The 16,392-nt window shown below is 49.1% G+C and carries 15 protein-coding genes and 1 pseudogene; 13 read left to right on the top strand and 3 right to left on the bottom strand.

The genetic code is table 11. The features are described 5' to 3' along the window. Positions 1-50: 50 nt before the first annotated feature. Positions 51-620, top strand: coding sequence for a hypothetical protein (locus F8N00_RS08380; RefSeq protein ID WP_336449236.1), 570 nt, complete (start codon positions 51-53; stop codon positions 618-620). A 33-nt stretch (positions 621-653) separates the two neighbouring features. Here F8N00_RS08380 and F8N00_RS08375 read toward each other — a convergent pair whose 3' ends face one another. Continuing rightward, the gene (locus F8N00_RS08375) at positions 654-1,148 is read right to left on the bottom strand and encodes a hypothetical protein (protein WP_336449237.1); all 495 of its coding nucleotides are present in this window, start codon (positions 1,146-1,148) and stop codon (positions 654-656) included. 257 nt (positions 1,149-1,405) lie between these two features. Here F8N00_RS08375 and acnA point away from each other — a divergent pair, with 257 nt between their 5' ends. From acnA to F8N00_RS08325, 10 genes are all read left to right on the top strand, one after another. Then, the gene (gene acnA, locus F8N00_RS08370; protein WP_336449238.1) at positions 1,406-4,132 is read left to right on the top strand and encodes an aconitate hydratase AcnA; all 2,727 of its coding nucleotides are present in this window, start codon (positions 1,406-1,408) and stop codon (positions 4,130-4,132) included. Between the two features lie 57 nt (positions 4,133-4,189). Next, the gene (locus F8N00_RS08365; RefSeq protein WP_023467798.1) at positions 4,190-4,654 is read left to right on the top strand and encodes a DUF3939 domain-containing protein; all 465 of its coding nucleotides are present in this window, start codon (positions 4,190-4,192) and stop codon (positions 4,652-4,654) included. Between the two features lie 190 nt (positions 4,655-4,844). After that, positions 4,845-5,552: a hypothetical protein gene (locus tag F8N00_RS08360; protein ID WP_023467799.1), complete on the top strand. Its 708-nt coding sequence runs from the start codon at positions 4,845-4,847 to the stop codon at positions 5,550-5,552. A 76-nt stretch (positions 5,553-5,628) separates the two neighbouring features. Further along, positions 5,629-7,872, top strand: coding sequence for an AAA family ATPase (locus F8N00_RS08355; protein ID WP_421018024.1), 2,244 nt, complete (start codon positions 5,629-5,631; stop codon positions 7,870-7,872). 12 nt (positions 7,873-7,884) lie between these two features. After that, positions 7,885-8,322 (top strand): acyl-CoA thioesterase, encoded by a 438-nt coding sequence (locus tag F8N00_RS08350; RefSeq protein WP_023467801.1) that lies wholly within the window; start codon positions 7,885-7,887, stop codon positions 8,320-8,322. 245 nt (positions 8,323-8,567) lie between these two features. Continuing rightward, positions 8,568-9,599, top strand: coding sequence for a M15 family metallopeptidase (locus tag F8N00_RS08345; RefSeq protein ID WP_336449239.1), 1,032 nt, complete (start codon positions 8,568-8,570; stop codon positions 9,597-9,599). Positions 9,600-9,616: 17 nt separating this feature from the next. Further along, a complete protein-coding gene (gene plsY / locus F8N00_RS08340; protein ID WP_336449240.1) occupies positions 9,617-10,231 on the top strand; it encodes a glycerol-3-phosphate 1-O-acyltransferase PlsY in 615 nt (204 codons plus the stop codon). Between the two features lie 191 nt (positions 10,232-10,422). Next, positions 10,423-11,187, top strand: coding sequence for a DeoR/GlpR family DNA-binding transcription regulator (locus F8N00_RS08335; RefSeq protein ID WP_023467804.1), 765 nt, complete (start codon positions 10,423-10,425; stop codon positions 11,185-11,187). A 25-nt stretch (positions 11,188-11,212) separates the two neighbouring features. Beyond that, positions 11,213-11,875 (top strand): copper homeostasis protein CutC, encoded by a 663-nt coding sequence (locus F8N00_RS08330; RefSeq protein WP_336449241.1) that lies wholly within the window; start codon positions 11,213-11,215, stop codon positions 11,873-11,875. A 186-nt stretch (positions 11,876-12,061) separates the two neighbouring features. After that, positions 12,062-12,697 (top strand): DUF975 family protein, encoded by a 636-nt coding sequence (locus F8N00_RS08325; protein ID WP_035398088.1) that lies wholly within the window; start codon positions 12,062-12,064, stop codon positions 12,695-12,697. A 51-nt stretch (positions 12,698-12,748) separates the two neighbouring features. Here F8N00_RS08325 and F8N00_RS08320 read toward each other — a convergent pair whose 3' ends face one another. Beyond that, the gene (locus F8N00_RS08320) at positions 12,749-13,630 is read right to left on the bottom strand and encodes an NAD(P)-dependent oxidoreductase (protein WP_214747875.1); all 882 of its coding nucleotides are present in this window, start codon (positions 13,628-13,630) and stop codon (positions 12,749-12,751) included. Next, entirely contained in the window at positions 13,627-15,372 is a 1,746-nt protein-coding gene (locus F8N00_RS08315) for an ABC transporter ATP-binding protein (protein WP_421018023.1), read from the bottom strand. The genes F8N00_RS08320 and F8N00_RS08315 overlap by 4 nt, the downstream gene beginning before the upstream one ends. A 124-nt stretch (positions 15,373-15,496) precedes the next feature. Between F8N00_RS08315 and F8N00_RS08310 the strand changes: the two genes are divergently transcribed. Both F8N00_RS08310 and F8N00_RS08305 read left to right on the top strand, forming a co-directional pair. Next, positions 15,497-15,928: a YaiI/YqxD family protein gene (locus F8N00_RS08310; protein ID WP_058265220.1), complete on the top strand. Its 432-nt coding sequence runs from the start codon at positions 15,497-15,499 to the stop codon at positions 15,926-15,928. Positions 15,929-16,011: 83 nt separating this feature from the next. Next, positions 16,012-16,392: pseudogene (locus F8N00_RS08305) on the top strand (histidine kinase); the annotation flags it as partial.

Here is a 16,392-nt window from a genome sequence, read left to right as displayed (position 1 = left end):
ATTTTAAGGCGAAATGATGGAAGGTTATTATCAATTGGGGAGGATATTCTATGAATTATAAGGGGACTATGTTGATTCTGTTTTCAAGTGTGTTTTTGATCGCTGGATGCACGGATGAGGCGGTCACGACGGAACAGAAAAAAGTAGAAGTCAAAACTACTACGCATACGAATCAGACGAAACACCCCATCTTAAATCCAGTTCAGTATGAAAAGCTGTTCAAGCATATGAATGAACACTTGAAGATGGATCAGTTTCAGTTGAAGGATAGTACGATCGGTGCAGATTTCACGGCTGTCGACCAATCCTTGAGTTTTGAGAAGAGAAGATGGTTAACGGTTGACGGAACGATTGATACGCCATCGACCCAGGAGACACTTTATTTTGAAAACCAAAAACAAGATACGCAGTTAGCGATTCATTTTGCGTATACGGATCGATACATAGGCAATGATCTGGTTCAGTATCAATCAAACGGTAGTTACGGCGAGCTCCTCATCATTAGCTACAAAAACATCCTCATATCCGTACAACAAAATTCATTAAACAAAGTAGATCCTGACACGACACAGGAAGCAGCAAAACAGGTGATCCAGGAATTAAAAAACGTCCCCGTTTAAAACGAGAACGTAAAGGTGACAACTCTGATTTGATTAGACCGTACCATCCGGTAATGTCTCACCAGTCCGACGAATCGTCGCGCCAAGTTCAGCAGCGATTGCATTGACGGCTTCTGAATCTTCGTTGACCTCACTGATCAAGATGACACCGTAATGGTCAGGATTGATCTGATTCAGCGTCCGGTTGAACAAATCAAATGATTCCCGCTCGTTCTTCTCATCCCGGTTCGCACCAATCAAGTAACCAGCAACGGAGCCGACGAGCATACCGAACGGACCACCAACGACACCGATTGCCATGCCGATCAATGAGCCTTTGAAGGATTGGTCCTGTTGCGTGAAGTCGATGGCATCGATGAAAGAGAAGCCCTCTGCTTCGTCACGTTTTGCGAGAACCATCTGATCCATCTCGATTTCCTTGATTGCCTCGAGATCCTTAATCATCGCAAAGCCTGTTTTTGCTTTTTCTACATCACTGAAAATGATTGTCGTAATAACGTGCGTTGCATCGCTTTTGTATTTCGCCATAATAAACGCCTCCACAAGAATCGGATATCGTACTACACTTTTTAAGTACCCTGAACATTCTAAATGGAAACGCGAGACTGGAAATATGAGAAAAACAGGACAACAGAATAATTTTCTAATATCGGCAATAAGTAAAACTTATCGAAAGTCTTTTGTTCTTTCAAATTGTAACGGAATCCATATTATACTATGATAGAACTGTACAAGTAAGCGGTATCAGGGGCTTGATGTCGTGAACACTTAAAGGGGGAATCACCATGAAGCAAACAGATGTGTCGCAAGATGTCTTTGGCGCACGCCGTTCGTTTGAAGCAAACGGTAAGAATTATCAGTACTATAGTCTTGAAAAATTGGAAGAACTCGGATTGACGGAAGTCAAACGCCTTCCATACTCGATTCGTGTCCTGCTCGAGTCAGTACTTCGTCAACAAGATGGTCGTTCGATCACACGTGAACACGTCGAGAACTTGGCGAAATGGGGAACAGCTCAAGTTTCGAATGACGTCGATGTTCCGTTCAAACCGTCACGCGTCATCCTTCAGGATTTCACAGGTGTTCCAACGGTCGTTGACCTCGCGTCACTTCGTAAAGCCATGCAAGATCTCGGTGGAGACCCATCGGTCATCAACCCAGAAGTACCAGTCGACCTCGTCGTTGACCACTCGGTTCAAGTCGATGCTTACGGTTTTGCTGGAGCACTTGCAGAAAACATGGATCTCGAATTCGAACGTAACGAAGAGCGTTACAAATTACTTCGCTGGGCGACATCGGCATTCGATAACTACCGTGCCGTACCACCAGCAACAGGGATCGTCCACCAAGTTAACCTCGAGTACTTGGCATCTGTCGTCCTTGAAAAGGAAACAGCAGACGGTACAGTTGATGTGTACCCGGATACACTCGTCGGAACGGACTCACACACGACGATGATCAACGGTCTTGGCGTCCTCGGTTGGGGAGTCGGTGGGATCGAAGCGGAAGCGGGCATGCTCGGACAGCCATCGTTCTTCCCAGTACCAGAAGTCATCGGTGTACGCATTACAGGTGAGATGCACCCAGGAACGACAGCAACAGACGTTGCCCTTCGTGTAACGGAAATGCTCCGTCAAGAGAACGTCGTTGGTAAATTCGTCGAGTTCTTCGGTCCATCACTCCACTTGATGTCACTTTCTGACCGGGCAACAATCGCGAACATGGCGCCAGAATATGGTGCAACATGTGGATTCTTCCCAGTCGACACAGAAACATTGACGTACCTTCGTCTGACAGGTCGCGATGAAGAATTGATCGAAAAAGTCGAGAACTACTCGAAAGCAAACGGTTTGTTCTACACGCCACAAAACGAAGATCCAACATTCACGAAAACAGTCGAACTCGATCTTTCGACAATCGTTCCTGCCCTTGCTGGACCAAAACGTCCACAAGACCGGATCGATTTGACGGATGTTCATACATCATTCAAAAAAGCGTTGACGGCTCCACAAGGAAACGCTGGATTCGGCTTAGCGGAAGAAGAAGCGAACAAAGTCGCTGTCGTTCAGTTCGAAGACGAAGCAGTTGAAATGCGTACGGGTGACGTGGCAATCGCTGCGATCACGAGCTGTACGAACACATCAAACCCATACGTCATGATCGGTGCTGGACTCGTCGCGAAAAAAGCGATCGAACTCGGTCTTTCGGTTCCAAAATACGTCAAGACATCACTTGCGCCAGGATCGAAGGTCGTTACGGATTACCTCGAGAAATCAGGACTCCAAACGTACCTTGACGAACTCGGCTTCAACACGGTCGGTTACGGCTGTACGACATGTATCGGGAACTCTGGTCCACTCGACCGCGCAGTCGAAGACGCAATCCTCGGTTCAGACTTACTCGTATCGTCTGTCCTCTCCGGTAACCGTAACTTCGAAGGTCGTGTCCACCCGCTCGTCAAAGCGAACTACTTGGCTTCACCGCCACTCGTCGTCGCGTATGCACTTGCAGGAACAGTCGACGTCGATATCATGAACGCGTCACTCGGAACAGGCAAAGACGGACAAGAAGTCTTCTTCGCTGACATCTGGCCGTCACGTGATGAGATCCAAACGATCATCAACACGGTCGTCACACCAGAAAGCTTCCGTGCAGAATACGATTCAGTCTTCACAGGAAACGAACGTTGGAACAACCTTGATGTGCCAACAGGGGATCAGTACGACTTCGACGGTGAGTCGACGTACATCCAAAACCCACCGTTCTTCGAGAACTTGGCGAAGGAAGCTGGTCAAGTCGAAGCGCTCAACGGACTCCGTGTCTTCGGTAAGTTTGCTGATTCGGTTACGACGGACCACATCTCACCAGCGGGTTCATTCTCGAAAACGACACCAGCCGGTCAATACCTCGTCAACAAAGGGGTTGCACCAAAAGACTTCAACTCATACGGTTCACGTCGTGGTAACCACGAAATCATGATGCGCGGAACGTTCGCGAACATCCGCATCCGTAACCAAGTCGCACCAGGTACAGAAGGTGGCTTCACGACGTACTGGCCAACAGGCGAAACGATGGCGATGTACGATGCTGCGATGAAGTATAAAGAAGATGGCACAGGTCTCGTCATCCTCGCTGGTAAAGATTACGGTATGGGTTCTTCACGTGACTGGGCAGCAAAAGGAACGAACTTGCTCGGCGTCAAAGCCGTCATCGCGGAAAGCTTCGAGCGGATTCACCGTTCAAACCTCGTCATGATGGGTGTTCTTCCACTGCAATACGTGGCAGGCACGACAGCTGAAACACTTGGTTTAACAGGTGAAGAAACGATCAGCATCGCAATCGATGAGTCTGTTCGTCCACGTGACATCGTTAAAGTCACAGCGACAGCGGCAGACGGAAAAGTCACTGAATTCGAAGCGATCGCTCGTTTCGACTCAGAAGTCGACATCGATTACTACCGTCACGGCGGGATCCTTCCAATGGTCCTTCGTGAGCGTCTCCAACAAGCATAAGTTGTCTAATCAAAGGTGGGGGAAACCCCACCTTTTTTTGACGAGAGGAGGAAAAAGGTGAACCGATTCAAGAAGTGGTTTCAACCGAAGGAAGACCAGCCGTTGCCGATGCGTGACGTGACGCTTGATGAAGTCAAACAAGCGACGCATGCCTTTGAATCCGAACTACCGAAAGGGACGAATCGGACAGTGCTTTTAGACAACGAACAACGCATCGATTTAAAGCAGTTGGAGCCGTATTTGAAAGCACGTTCGACACAAGTGTTTTACATGTCGCGTGAGACATTCACCATCATGGAGGCAAAAGATCGGGAACTCGTCTATGAGATGGATCATGTCCAGGTTGCCGTCGATCGCTATTTTGACCGGGTGAAGAAACTCCCGTTGAAACCGTATAGCAAAACGTTCCAAGTCGACTGCGCGATGTTGTTTCAAGATGGCTATTTGCGTGAAATGCCGCATCATAGCTATTACTTGGTCGATGAGTCGATGATCGTCTCGCTGACGCCGAAAGAAGCATAAACGTAATCAAGGGTGGACCGAATTCATTCGGTTCGCCTTTTTTTGTCGTCCTGACCATTTTCTGATTTGTTCAAAAGTCTGACGAATTTAGTCAGAAATCGTGAAATCTCGGACAAACCCTTTGTATTCTCCTTATAAAACCGATACGATGATAAGGAATAGAGACTTGAGCTAGGAAGGTGTACATGGCATGACGAAACGAACGAGCACGTGGATTGCAGTAGCAATCGTGGCAATGGCGATCCTCCTTGCCTACAATTTTTATCTCTTGAACAAGACGCAGACCGCAAGCGATGAAAAAGCCGCGACGGTCAAACCGTTTTATACGATGACACGCATCCAATATGTTGAGAAGAAGCTCGCGACGAAAAAAGATGAACTTGAATCACGCACGTATGAAGTCGTCTTTAATGACAAAGGTCATTTCCGGACAGAAGTCGTAGACGGTCCGTCAAAAGGATCGCTTGCGATCTGGAACGGGACGATGTTCCGTGAGTATGATGCGACAGGGAAGTTAGTCAATGAGACGAAAGCCGGCAAAAGTGTCAGTGCGCCGCGCCCATTCCTCTCACGTGGCTTCAACGAACAGATCCTCGCCTTCATCAACAAAGGTGACTTCGGACAAGTCGAGGGAGAAGCGGACATCGCTGGAATGGCAGCAGACGTGTATGTGAAAAAAGAACCATCAAGCACGGTACCAGAAGACTGGATCAAACAATACCCATCGATCTTCGATAAAGAAAACAACCAAGAACAAGCAACGTATTATGTCGCTTCCGACCGTTCGAAAGTACTCGGTGCGGAGTCACGTAATAACGGTAAACTGTTCTACTCTGTCAAGATGAAGAGTTTTGAAACGATCGATACGTTCGATCCGGATTGGTTAAAAGCAAAATAAACAAGAAACGACCGGCGATGACGCTACGAAACGGTAGCGGACAAAGTCGGTTTTTTCGAGACGCAGGAGGTTCAACATGGAAGCATTCTCGAAAGAGGAGATGTTCAATCAAATCAAAGCGTGGGAAGAGGGCGCGAAGGTCGAGGAGGTGCTCGCCTTACGGTATGCTCAAAGTAGCCGGTTGCTTGGAGAGACGGAAGCACTCGTCCGCATCTTGGCGTTACTCGTCGAACATCGCTATATCATGACGGGACGACTGGATGCCTTAGCTGAGAGTTGGATGCAAGAAATCCGTCAGCATGGTCGTTTGCCAGCTCGTCTTGAGCAGTTGTTGACGGAACAACAATTACAAAGTACGTATCAGCGCCTTGTTGCGCATACGTTTCCGACGATTCGCGAGACGGACAATGCGAACGCCAAACGATCAGCGACGAAAGAACTGATCCTCCAAGCAAGCCAAATCGTCGAGGAGACGGAACAAATCGTCGAACTGACGGAACGGTTGCGTCGATTGGATGCTGGTCGCTGGACGGAACTGTTCGAAGCTGGAACGGCATTACTGCGTTCGAGTGCCACGCTTGAACAGACAGCGCAGACATTCGTCGATAGCTTGCAAGAGCGTTTCTATTCCCGAGAAGCGTTTCGCGAGATGACGGAATTGAAAGCGACGACAATCCAGGATCTCAAACGTGTCGTCGCTTTGCTCCCCGTCGAAAGCAAACAAGTCGAACGCTCAGCACTCGAAGAACTCGACGCGATGATTGGTCTCGAAGACATCAAACAACGGGTCCATCATATGTATCGCTTCTTGAAGTATCAACAAAAACGATCGGAAGATGGCTACCGTTCAAGCGATCAACCATCGCTACACATGATCTTCATGGGTAACCCCGGAACCGGAAAGACGACGCTTGCCCGTTTGATGGCAAAAATCTATCACGAGCTCGGACTTCTCGAACGACCGGAAGTCGTCGAGACGGATCGTTCATCGCTTGTCGGTGCGTTCGTCGGTCAGACGGAAGAACAGGTCATGAGTAAAGTCCGCGAAGCCGTCGGAGGGGTGCTCTTCATCGATGAAGCCTATGCCTTAAAACGTGCCGGACAAAGTGGGAACGATTATGGTCAGGCCGCGATCGATACGCTCGTCGCAGCGATGACGAGTGGGGAATATGCAGGGCGATTTGCGGTCGTGCTTGCTGGTTACCCAGAAGAGATGCGTGATTTCCTGAAGGCGAACCCTGGACTGCGGAGTCGTTTCCCGGAATCAAATCATTATCTACTCGCCGACTATACGGATCAGGAGCTGCTCGCCATCGGACGGTCGATCGCGACCGCGAACGACTACGTCTTGACGGAACAAGCAGAGCGAGCGTTGCTCGGTCGTCTGGAACGAGAACGGGTTGACGCCAGTTTCGGAAATGGACGCGCCGTCCGAAATATCGTGCTTGATGCGATCTTCAAGAAGGGATCAAGCCTTGGAGAGAGTGCCAGTCACGAAGACTTTGCCTTACTCGAACAAGAAGACTTCGAGATGGTGCAAGAACCGGACGCAACCGTTGAGGAGCGGATCGCTTCGCTCGTCGGATTGTCTGATCTTAAAGATGAACTCAAACAGATTGAAGCTCTGTTGTCGATGCAAAAACGTCGCCGGGAAGCTGGTTATAAAGTCTTACCGGTCGAATTGCATGCGGTCTTTAGCGGCAATAGCGGGACCGGAAAGACGACTGTCGCGCAGCTTTATGCTGATGTGTTACGACAATGCGGTTATTTGAAACGCGGACATCTGAAAGTCGTCAGCCGGGCGGATCTCGTCTCCGGTTACGTCGGACAAACAGCGCAAAAGACGCGCGACGCAATTCGCGACGCGCTGGGTGGTGTCTTATTCATTGATGAAGCGTATGCGTTAAACGGTGGAGCGAACGACTTCGGGAAGGAAGCGATTGATACGCTCGTGGATGAGATGACGAAACATCAAGACAATCTCGTCGTCGTCCTTGCGGGTTACGAGCAACAGATGAACGCTTTGCTTGCGAGTAACCCAGGACTGAAATCACGCTTTAAGCGATCGTTCCACTTCCCGAATTATTCGCCAGACGAGTTGATTCAAATCATTGAAGGATACGCAGCACGGTTCGGATACGAGCTGACGGAGGACGCACGGTTGACGCTTAACGAGAAGATTGATGTCGTTCCGAACGGAAACGCACGGGCGGCGATCACGATCGTCGAACAGGCGATCGCGAAGCAGTCGATGCGATTAATTGACAAAGTTAGCTTGTCCGGTTCAGAATGGTCCTATCTTGAAAAAGAGGATTTTTAAGGGGGAAGCTACATGCACACGATTGAAATACCTGTCCGGTACGCCGAGACGGACATGATGGGCATCGTCTATCATTCGAACTATCTCGTCTATTTGGAACTCGCACGGACAGAATTAATCCAGTCCTTGGGTCTTGATTACAAGGAGATGGAAGATGCGGGTTATGTCTCCCCGGTCACGAATGTCAATCTCGATTACAAACGCTCGTTGACGTACGGTGATACAGCGGTCGTCACGGTTTGGATTGATCATTACGATGGACTACGGACGATTTATGGCTATACAGTCAAACATCCGGACGGGAAACTTGCGGTATCTGCGAAAACGACACACGTCGTCGTCAAGAAGGAAAACTTCCGACCGATTCGCTTGCCGAAGGTGTTCCCGAACTGGCACGAAATTTATGAGAAGATGAGTGAGACGGACGCAGCACTCTTAACGGAAGCGTGAAGAGATGCATCAAAAGCGGAATCGATTTTTGAATCGGTTCTGCTTTTTTCTTTTTTCAGCTTTTTCAGTCTGAACAGTAAAATTTAGCACTTGGTACTAACGACCGATGACAAAGTCAGAATCATTTGCGAAAATAAAGAAGCTGAAGTAAGGTAGGGACTTACTCTATCTGTCGGAAGTAGACTCGACGGATGGAACGATTAGCGGTAACATAGAGAAGCATAAAAAGAAGAGGGGTCTTACTCATGAAAAAAATCGTAACCGTCAGTACGTTAGCGCTTCTCCTTGCAGGATGTAATCCTGGGGATCAACAAGCGGATGATACAACGAAAACGGAACAGAAATCAGATGAGACAAAACAATCAAACGACGAAACGAAAAAAGAAGACACAGCAAAAGACACGAACAAAGACGAAACAAATAAAACAGACGAAACAGCAAAAGACGATACGTCAAAAGAAGCAAAACAAGAAGACAATTCGTCTGACGCGGCAACGCAAGAAGATCAAGGTTCTTCGGATGAGACGAAAAAAGAAGAAGAACAAAAAGACGATACACCAGCTTCAGAGAACAAAACAGAAGACAACAAAGACGAATCGACGGATAAACCGGATAGTTCATCTCAGGATCCAGAACAAGAGAAACCGTCGAAACCAGAAGATGAAACACCGGACGTCGATAAATCAGCAAATGCCAAAGCAAATCTATCACTTGGTAATCTCGTCGTCGTCAATAAGAAATATGGCTTGCCGATCGACTACAAGCCATCGGATCTTGTCGTCCCGAACGTCAGCTTCTCATACTCGGGTGTGCTCGAGCAAAGCTACATGCGGGCGCCGGCTGCGAAACAGATGGAAAAGATGTTCGCCGCTGCTAAAAAAGAAGGCGTGACATTGAACGCTGTCAGCGGATTCCGTTCAGGCGCACGTCAAAAAGTATTGTATAATAATTATGTCGCACGTGATGGCAAGGCAGCTGCTGATCAATATTCAGCACGTCCTGGTAACAGTGAGCACCAAACAGGTCTTGCTTTTGATATTTCGGCACCAAGCGTTGGTAACGGGTTAACAGCTGCCCTTGGTGATACGAAAGAAGGAAAATGGATTGCGAATAACGCAGCCAAATATGGTTTCATCGTGCGCTACGATCGTGGTTTCCAATCACGGACAGGCTATACGTATGAGCCATGGCACATTCGTTATGTCGGTGTCGATGTCGCGACACAAATTAAAAATAACGGACAGACTCTTGAGGAATATATGAAAGTCGGTCACTAAGAGGTTGGAGGTTGACTATGATTGAAATCATAGGGATTTTAGTTCTTGGCTATCTGCTTGGTTCGATACCGTTCGCACTTCTTGTCGGGAAGTGGGGACACGGGATGGATATTCGCCAACATGGTAGCGGGAATCTCGGAACGACGAATACGTTCCGTGTCTTGGGAAAAAAGGCGGGAATCATCGTATTGATCGGTGATTTCGGAAAAGGAGCCGTCGCAAGCCTTGTTCCAATCTTAATGGGAGCAAATATACATCCGTTGTTTGCTGGATTAGCAGCTGTCATCGGTCATATCTATCCGATCTTCGCGAAGTTCAAAGGCGGAAAGGCAGTTGCGACGTCCGGAGGGATGTTGCTCGTGACGAGCCCTGTTCTGTTCATCTTCCTGCTCGTCTCCTTTTTGACGACACTTCGTCTAAGCCGGATGGTGTCGCTCAGTTCAATCGTGGCGGCAAGTGTCGGAATCGTTGTTTCCATCACCATCGGCTTTTTGACGAACGATTGGATCGTTCCGACGTTCTTTACGGTTCTTGCTTTGTTCGTCATCTTCAAGCACCGCGAGAACATCCAACGGATTCGCCAAGGAACAGAATCTAAGATTCCACTCTTTGCAAAGAAACCGTCTGAATGAGTCATTAAGACGCATCTACATCTCGTTCATTGAGATGCGGATGCGTCTTTTGTTTGTGAAAAAAGTCGGATAACGGACGAATTCAACGACATTTCATAGGAACTACACGTTTATTTACATCTGATTTACAAGACCTTTACAGACGTTCGATACACTAGAACTAGAACTTGTCTGTGAAGGGGGAAGCGCACGTGTCGTTGTTAGGAGAAGAGCGGAAATCACGCATCATGGAATGGCTGGAAGAGGAAGGGAAAGTCATGACGAAGGATTTGATCGAACGTCTCGATGTCTCGGGAGAAACGGTACGACGCTACTTAGAGGAACTCGAACGGGAACGGCAATTGAAGCGCGTCTATGGTGGCGCCATCTATCAAGGAGGAAAACGAGAGACACCGATCTCACGTCGGACGGATCAGTTATCTCGCCGTTTAGCGCGTTATGCGAAAGGATGGCTCAGCGATTATTCCTGTATCTTTCTTGGTCGAGGTGAGCCGGTCGAGCATCTGTTGCCGTATTTAACGGGAAACGCGACAATCGTTACGAACTCACTGATGGTCGCTAGTCACTTGGAGCAGTGCCGTAAGACGGGACCGTTCAAAGGTGAAATTCGATTACTCGGTGGGACAGTCGATGCTTACGGGCAGACGGTCGGAGTCGAAGTCTTGCAGGCGCTCGATGCTTACGCTTTTGATGCTTGTTTTCTATCGTTTGACGGTGCTGAAATCGAGCGTGGCTTCGTCAGCGATGATATTGAATCCTCACTGATTCAAAAAGCCGTCATCAGTTGTACGAAGGACGTCTATGCCTTTTTGGCAAATGATGAATTCCAAGGCAATCGTAAATATAAGGTGGCAGAGTTCCGCCGTGCAAAGATCGTCCTCAGTCCAGCCTCCTATCCACCATCGTGGGAGATGAAACTGTTCAACGAACGCGTGAACTGGATGGTCGTCTCATGATACACTGATGCGGGAGGGATGCATCATGTTAGAAATCATCGCATCGACCGTAGAAGAAGCGGTCGCAGCAGAACAAGCCGGAGCGGACCGGATCGAGCTCGTTTCCGCATTATCCGAAGGTGGGTTGACGCCGAGCTATGGACTGATTCGTCAAGTCGTCTCGACGGTCGAGATTCCGGTTCACGTCCTCGTTCGACCACATAGTAAGTCGTTCGTCTATTCGAAATCAGATGAGGAGACGATCATCACGGATATCGACTTGATCCGTGAACTCGGTGCTGCCGGGATCGTCGTTGGCTCATTGACCGCAGACGGTCGCATCGACGAAGGCTTCCTTGGTCGAATTATCAAACATAAAGGGGAACTGTCACTGACGTTCCACCGGGCGATCGACAGTAGTCGTGATATTTTCGAAGCGACAGAAGTGCTCGCTGATTTTCCGGAAGTCGACCGGATCTTGACGTCAGGTGGTCAAGCGACGGCGTTAGAAGGAAAAGAGACGATTGCGCGCTTGATCGAGGAACATCCAGACTTGATCATCTTACCAGGGTCCGGGATTACGCTTGAGAATGCGGAAACGCTTCTTGAAGCGACGAAGGCATCGGAACTACATGTGGGATCCGCTGTCTTACAAGACGGTATCATTCAAAAAGAACGTGTTGAAGCATTGAAACGACTTCTCGGCTAATCCTATACCGCACGAATCCATTTTTCAAATCTGATGAGATGAGAAAAATGGATTTTTTTGTATGTGTTAGTGACGGATTTTCGACGATTCCGTGATGCGTTTGAAAAGCAGAGTGGGATAACTAGGTTTTTTAACGGGACTACGCTAGAATCAAAGATGGAAATAGTGGAAATGAAGGAGTACGACATGAACCCTAAACAATTAAAACAAGACGCCCTTGGTACACTAAAAGGACGCTGGCTGGTCGGGCTAAGCATCTCGATCATCTACTTCCTGATCTTTGCGCTTGCAGCAAGCCGGATGTCTTTTGATCGAGATGACATTGACAGCATGGTCCGTTTCGCCGGACTGAACATGGTCGTAACGATCGTCCTTGCTCCGGTGACGGTCGGACGAACGATTGCTTACTTACGCTTCACACGCGGGGAATCTGCTGGCATCGGAACGTTATTCGAAGGATTTTCTTCGTTTCGACGTGCTTTCCGGACGATTGCCGCTTACGCGATCGTGACGGTATTGGTCTATGTCGGATCATTTTTGATTTTACCGGCATTGTACTTTTATCTAGCGTATCGCCTCGTTCCGTACATTTTGGTCGACCGACCGGAATTGTCGTTTTGGCAAGTACTCGGTGAGAGTCGTCGGATGATGAAAGGGCATAAGCGTGAACTGATCATGCTTTACCTGAGTTTCATCGGCTGGGGTATCCTCGCACTACTTAGTACTGTGGGGGTCATCTTCTTGACGCCATACTTCGATACGACGATGGCACACTTCTATGAACGCTTGAAACCAACACGTCAATCATCCGTCGAGGGATGAACGAAAAAAGCCTGTACATTACGTCAGTAGACGTAGCGTACAGGCTTTTGCTCATTCTACCGAAGCGCGTGAACGTTCAGCGAGCAACAGATAAAGCGCTTGTGTACCGGAATCAGCATGACCCAGCTCAGCAAGTTGTTCATATAAATCCTTCGTCAGTGCAAGACCAGGTGTCGCGATGCCCATCTCAGCGCCGCGTTCGAGAGCAAGACGCATATCCTTGATGAAGTGCTTGACGAAGAAACCAGGTGAGTAGTTTTCAGCGATGACGCGCGGAATCAAGTTCTCAAGGCTCCAGCTACCGGCAGAACCAGATTTGATCGTCTCGATGAATTGCGTCGGGTCAATCCCGGACCGCGTGACGAACAACAGCATCTCCGCTGTTCCGATCATCGAGCCGGCGATCGCGATTTGGTTCGCGAGTTTCGCTGATTGTCCTTTACCAGGACCACCGAAGAGTGAAATCGATTTTCCCATCGCTTCGAATAATGGCTTCGCTTGTACGAAAGGCGCTTCTTCACCACCGACGAGAATAGCGAGTGTCCCGTTCTTCGCGCCGAGGTCACCACCTGTGACAGGTGCGTCCAGTGCCTGAAGATCGCGTGCTGCCGCTTCCTGCGCGATGCGTTCTGCAAGAGCCGGACTGGATGTCGTCATGTCAATCAGAATCGTTCCTGGTGCCGCATGGTCGAGGATTCCGTCTTCGAAGTAGATCTGCTCGACGTCTTGCGGATAACCGACGATCGAGATGACGACGTCGACATCGGTGACGACGTCTTGAATCGTATCGACGATCTCGACACCATCTGCTTCAAGGACGAGTCCTTTTTCTTTCGTACGATTATATCCTTTGACTGTAAAACCTGCCTTGCGCAGGTTGCGGACCATGCCTTGTCCCATGACACCTAATCCGATGAAACCGACTGTCTTCATACGTGATTCCCCCTTGCACGTTCCGTGCCGATGAATTGTTGCGTTACGAGCTTATTATACAATGGATTGTCGACGACAAGACGATCATGTGTCCCGATGCCGGAAATCCGACCATCTTCAAGGACGATGATTTGATCGGCATGACGAACAGTCGCGAGACGATGGGCGATGACGAACGTCGTCCGTCCGACCATCAATCGCTCGAGTGCTTCCTGAACGACTCGCTCTGACTCGGAGTCGAGGCTTGACGTGGCTTCATCCAGTAATAGAATTTCCGGATCACGGAGGAGTGCACGTGCGATCGCAATCCGTTGGCGTTGACCACCGGACAACTTGACACCCCGTTCTCCGATTTCAGTCGCATACCCTTCCGGAAAACGTTCAATGAACGTATCGGCATTCGCCATTCGTGCAGCCTCACGGATTTTGTCTTCACTGACGTCTTCCGCAAGACCGTAGATGAGATTGTCACGTATCGTTCCCGATAAAACAGGTGAGTCTTGGGCGACATAACCAATCGCTTGGCGCCAAGACGATAGCGTCAAATCAGCGATGGATTGATCTCCGAGTCGGATTTGCCCGGACGTCGGTTGATAGAATCGCTCCAGTATCGCGAATAATGTCGTCTTCCCGGATCCACTCGGACCGACGATCGCTGTCGTCTTGCCGCGTGGTAACGTAAAGCTGACATCCTGTAGGATCGGCGTCTCATTGTATCCGAATGATAGGTGATCGACCGTGACGTCCGTAAACGGTCGCGGCGCAACAAGCGCTCCTGGTGCTTCCGGTGTCTCATCGAGAAGCTCGATGATTCGCTCTGTCGCCCCGCGAGCCTTCTGTAACTTCGTGATGAATTCAGTCATCGTCACGAGCGGCGTCATGATTTGGAACAAATAGAGTGAGAAGGCGACGAGTTCCCCCGCCGTGATCTGGTTCGTCGCGACGCGGTAGGCACCAAAGCCGATGATCAAGATCAACATCGTCGTTAAGGTGACGTTAAAGATCGGCAACAAGAGGGCTTGGATTCGTCCTTCCTTGACGCCATAGCCATAAAGATTCTCAATGCGAGTTTTCCCACGATCTAACTCATAGGGTTCTGTTGCTTGTGATTTGACGAGTCGGACTTCGCCGAGCATCTCGGCGAAAAAACCAGATAATCCTGCGAGTTCCTTCTGAGTCTCACGGGATATCTTATGCAGCTTCCGCACGAGCGGGATGATGATTAGTAGCGTCACGGGTACAGCGATGACCATGACGAGTGTCATTTGCCAGTCGAGGAAGAACAGAATCGTGATCGCTCCGATGATCGAGACGAGTGATGTCAGCAGGCGGACGAGTTGCTCCGACAGCAATTGTTGGAGTGTCGTAGCGTCACTGTTGAGTCGCGAGACGAGCTCGCCAGATTTCGTCTCATCATAGAACGGAATCGACAAGGTCAACAGGTGTTTCCATAGGAGCGTCCGCAAATTGGCGACGATTCGTTGACCGACGATCTGTAACCAATAGATGGATAAAGCATTCGCGACGACTTGGACGACGAAGACGATCACAAATAAACTGATCAGCTGCGGAGTCAGTCGATCGACTGTAAAACCGTCAATCAACGTCTTTAAGAACCAAGGAATGGCAAGGGCAGCCAGCGCTTGGATGACGGAGACGGAAACAGCGGCGGATAATAATCCGACCGGGGGTTTCGTTTTTTTCAATAACAGGTAAAAAGATTGGAACGTCGCAGCGTTCATTTCAACACATCCTCTCTTTTCCATTGTCCGAAAGAACGAAGAAACGGTCAAATGGGAAACGCGACTTGACAAGAAATCTTTTGGTTTGTGACACTGATAGTGGAACCAACAAGGGAGGATGCAGATGTCTATTTTCGTAGATGCGGACGGATGTCCCGTTGTCGATCTCGTCATTCGACACCGACAGGGACGTGACGTCTTTTTAGTTTGTGATACAGCACACCAGATGATGCGGGAGGGGGCGACGACGATCACGGTCGGACAAGGACCAGATGCCGTAGATTACGCGATCGTCAATCGGATGAAACGTGGTGATCTCGTCGTGACCCAAGACTACGGTCTAGCAGCACTCGTCTTAGCGCGAGGAGGACTCGCGATTGACCAAAACGGTCGTCAGTTCACGAACGAGAATATCGATTTATTGCTTCATACCCGCCATGTCGGACAACAAATCCGGCGAGCAGGAGGACGGACGAAAGGACCGAAAAAACGGACGCGCGATGCGGACCGGGCCTTTGAAGAGGCATTTCGTGCATTAGTGCAAACCAGCATATAAGGAAGACAGTACTCGAACTGTTGATCAAATAGGGACCATGCTATAATTTGTAACAGGAATGCATTCAGAAAGGAGGATACACGTTGAAACGAATCTTACGCGACCACTCGAAGGACCGTCCTTACCGATTGCGCCAAGGAACGGTTCCGGCATCAGCTGAGGCACGACTCACATCACTCGATCAACGTGAAATCAATCGATTACAACAGAATTTACGAGAAGTCGAACTGAAATTGAAGCAACGCAATGAAATCATGGAAGCGTTAGCGACGCAAAATGTCGAAGCGGCCTGTGAGACCGTCCTGACGATCTTGTTGCAACTGCTCGATGTAAAAGAAGGTGCTATCCTCTTGTACCGTCGCGAACAGTTGAATCATTTCGTCGCGCAAGGCATCGACGAGATGGAGCTGATTGAAAAAGATCTCGATCAATATTCAGTCTTACGTCGGGCTGTCTCTTATACA

This window comes from Exiguobacterium sp. A1_3_1 (assembly GCF_048985645.1).
Taxonomy (GTDB): Bacteria; Bacillota; Bacilli; order Exiguobacteriales; family Exiguobacteriaceae; genus Exiguobacterium_A; species Exiguobacterium_A indicum.
The sequence above is the reverse complement of the archived record's forward strand: the minus strand, read 5'-3'. Positions and strand labels throughout refer to the sequence as shown.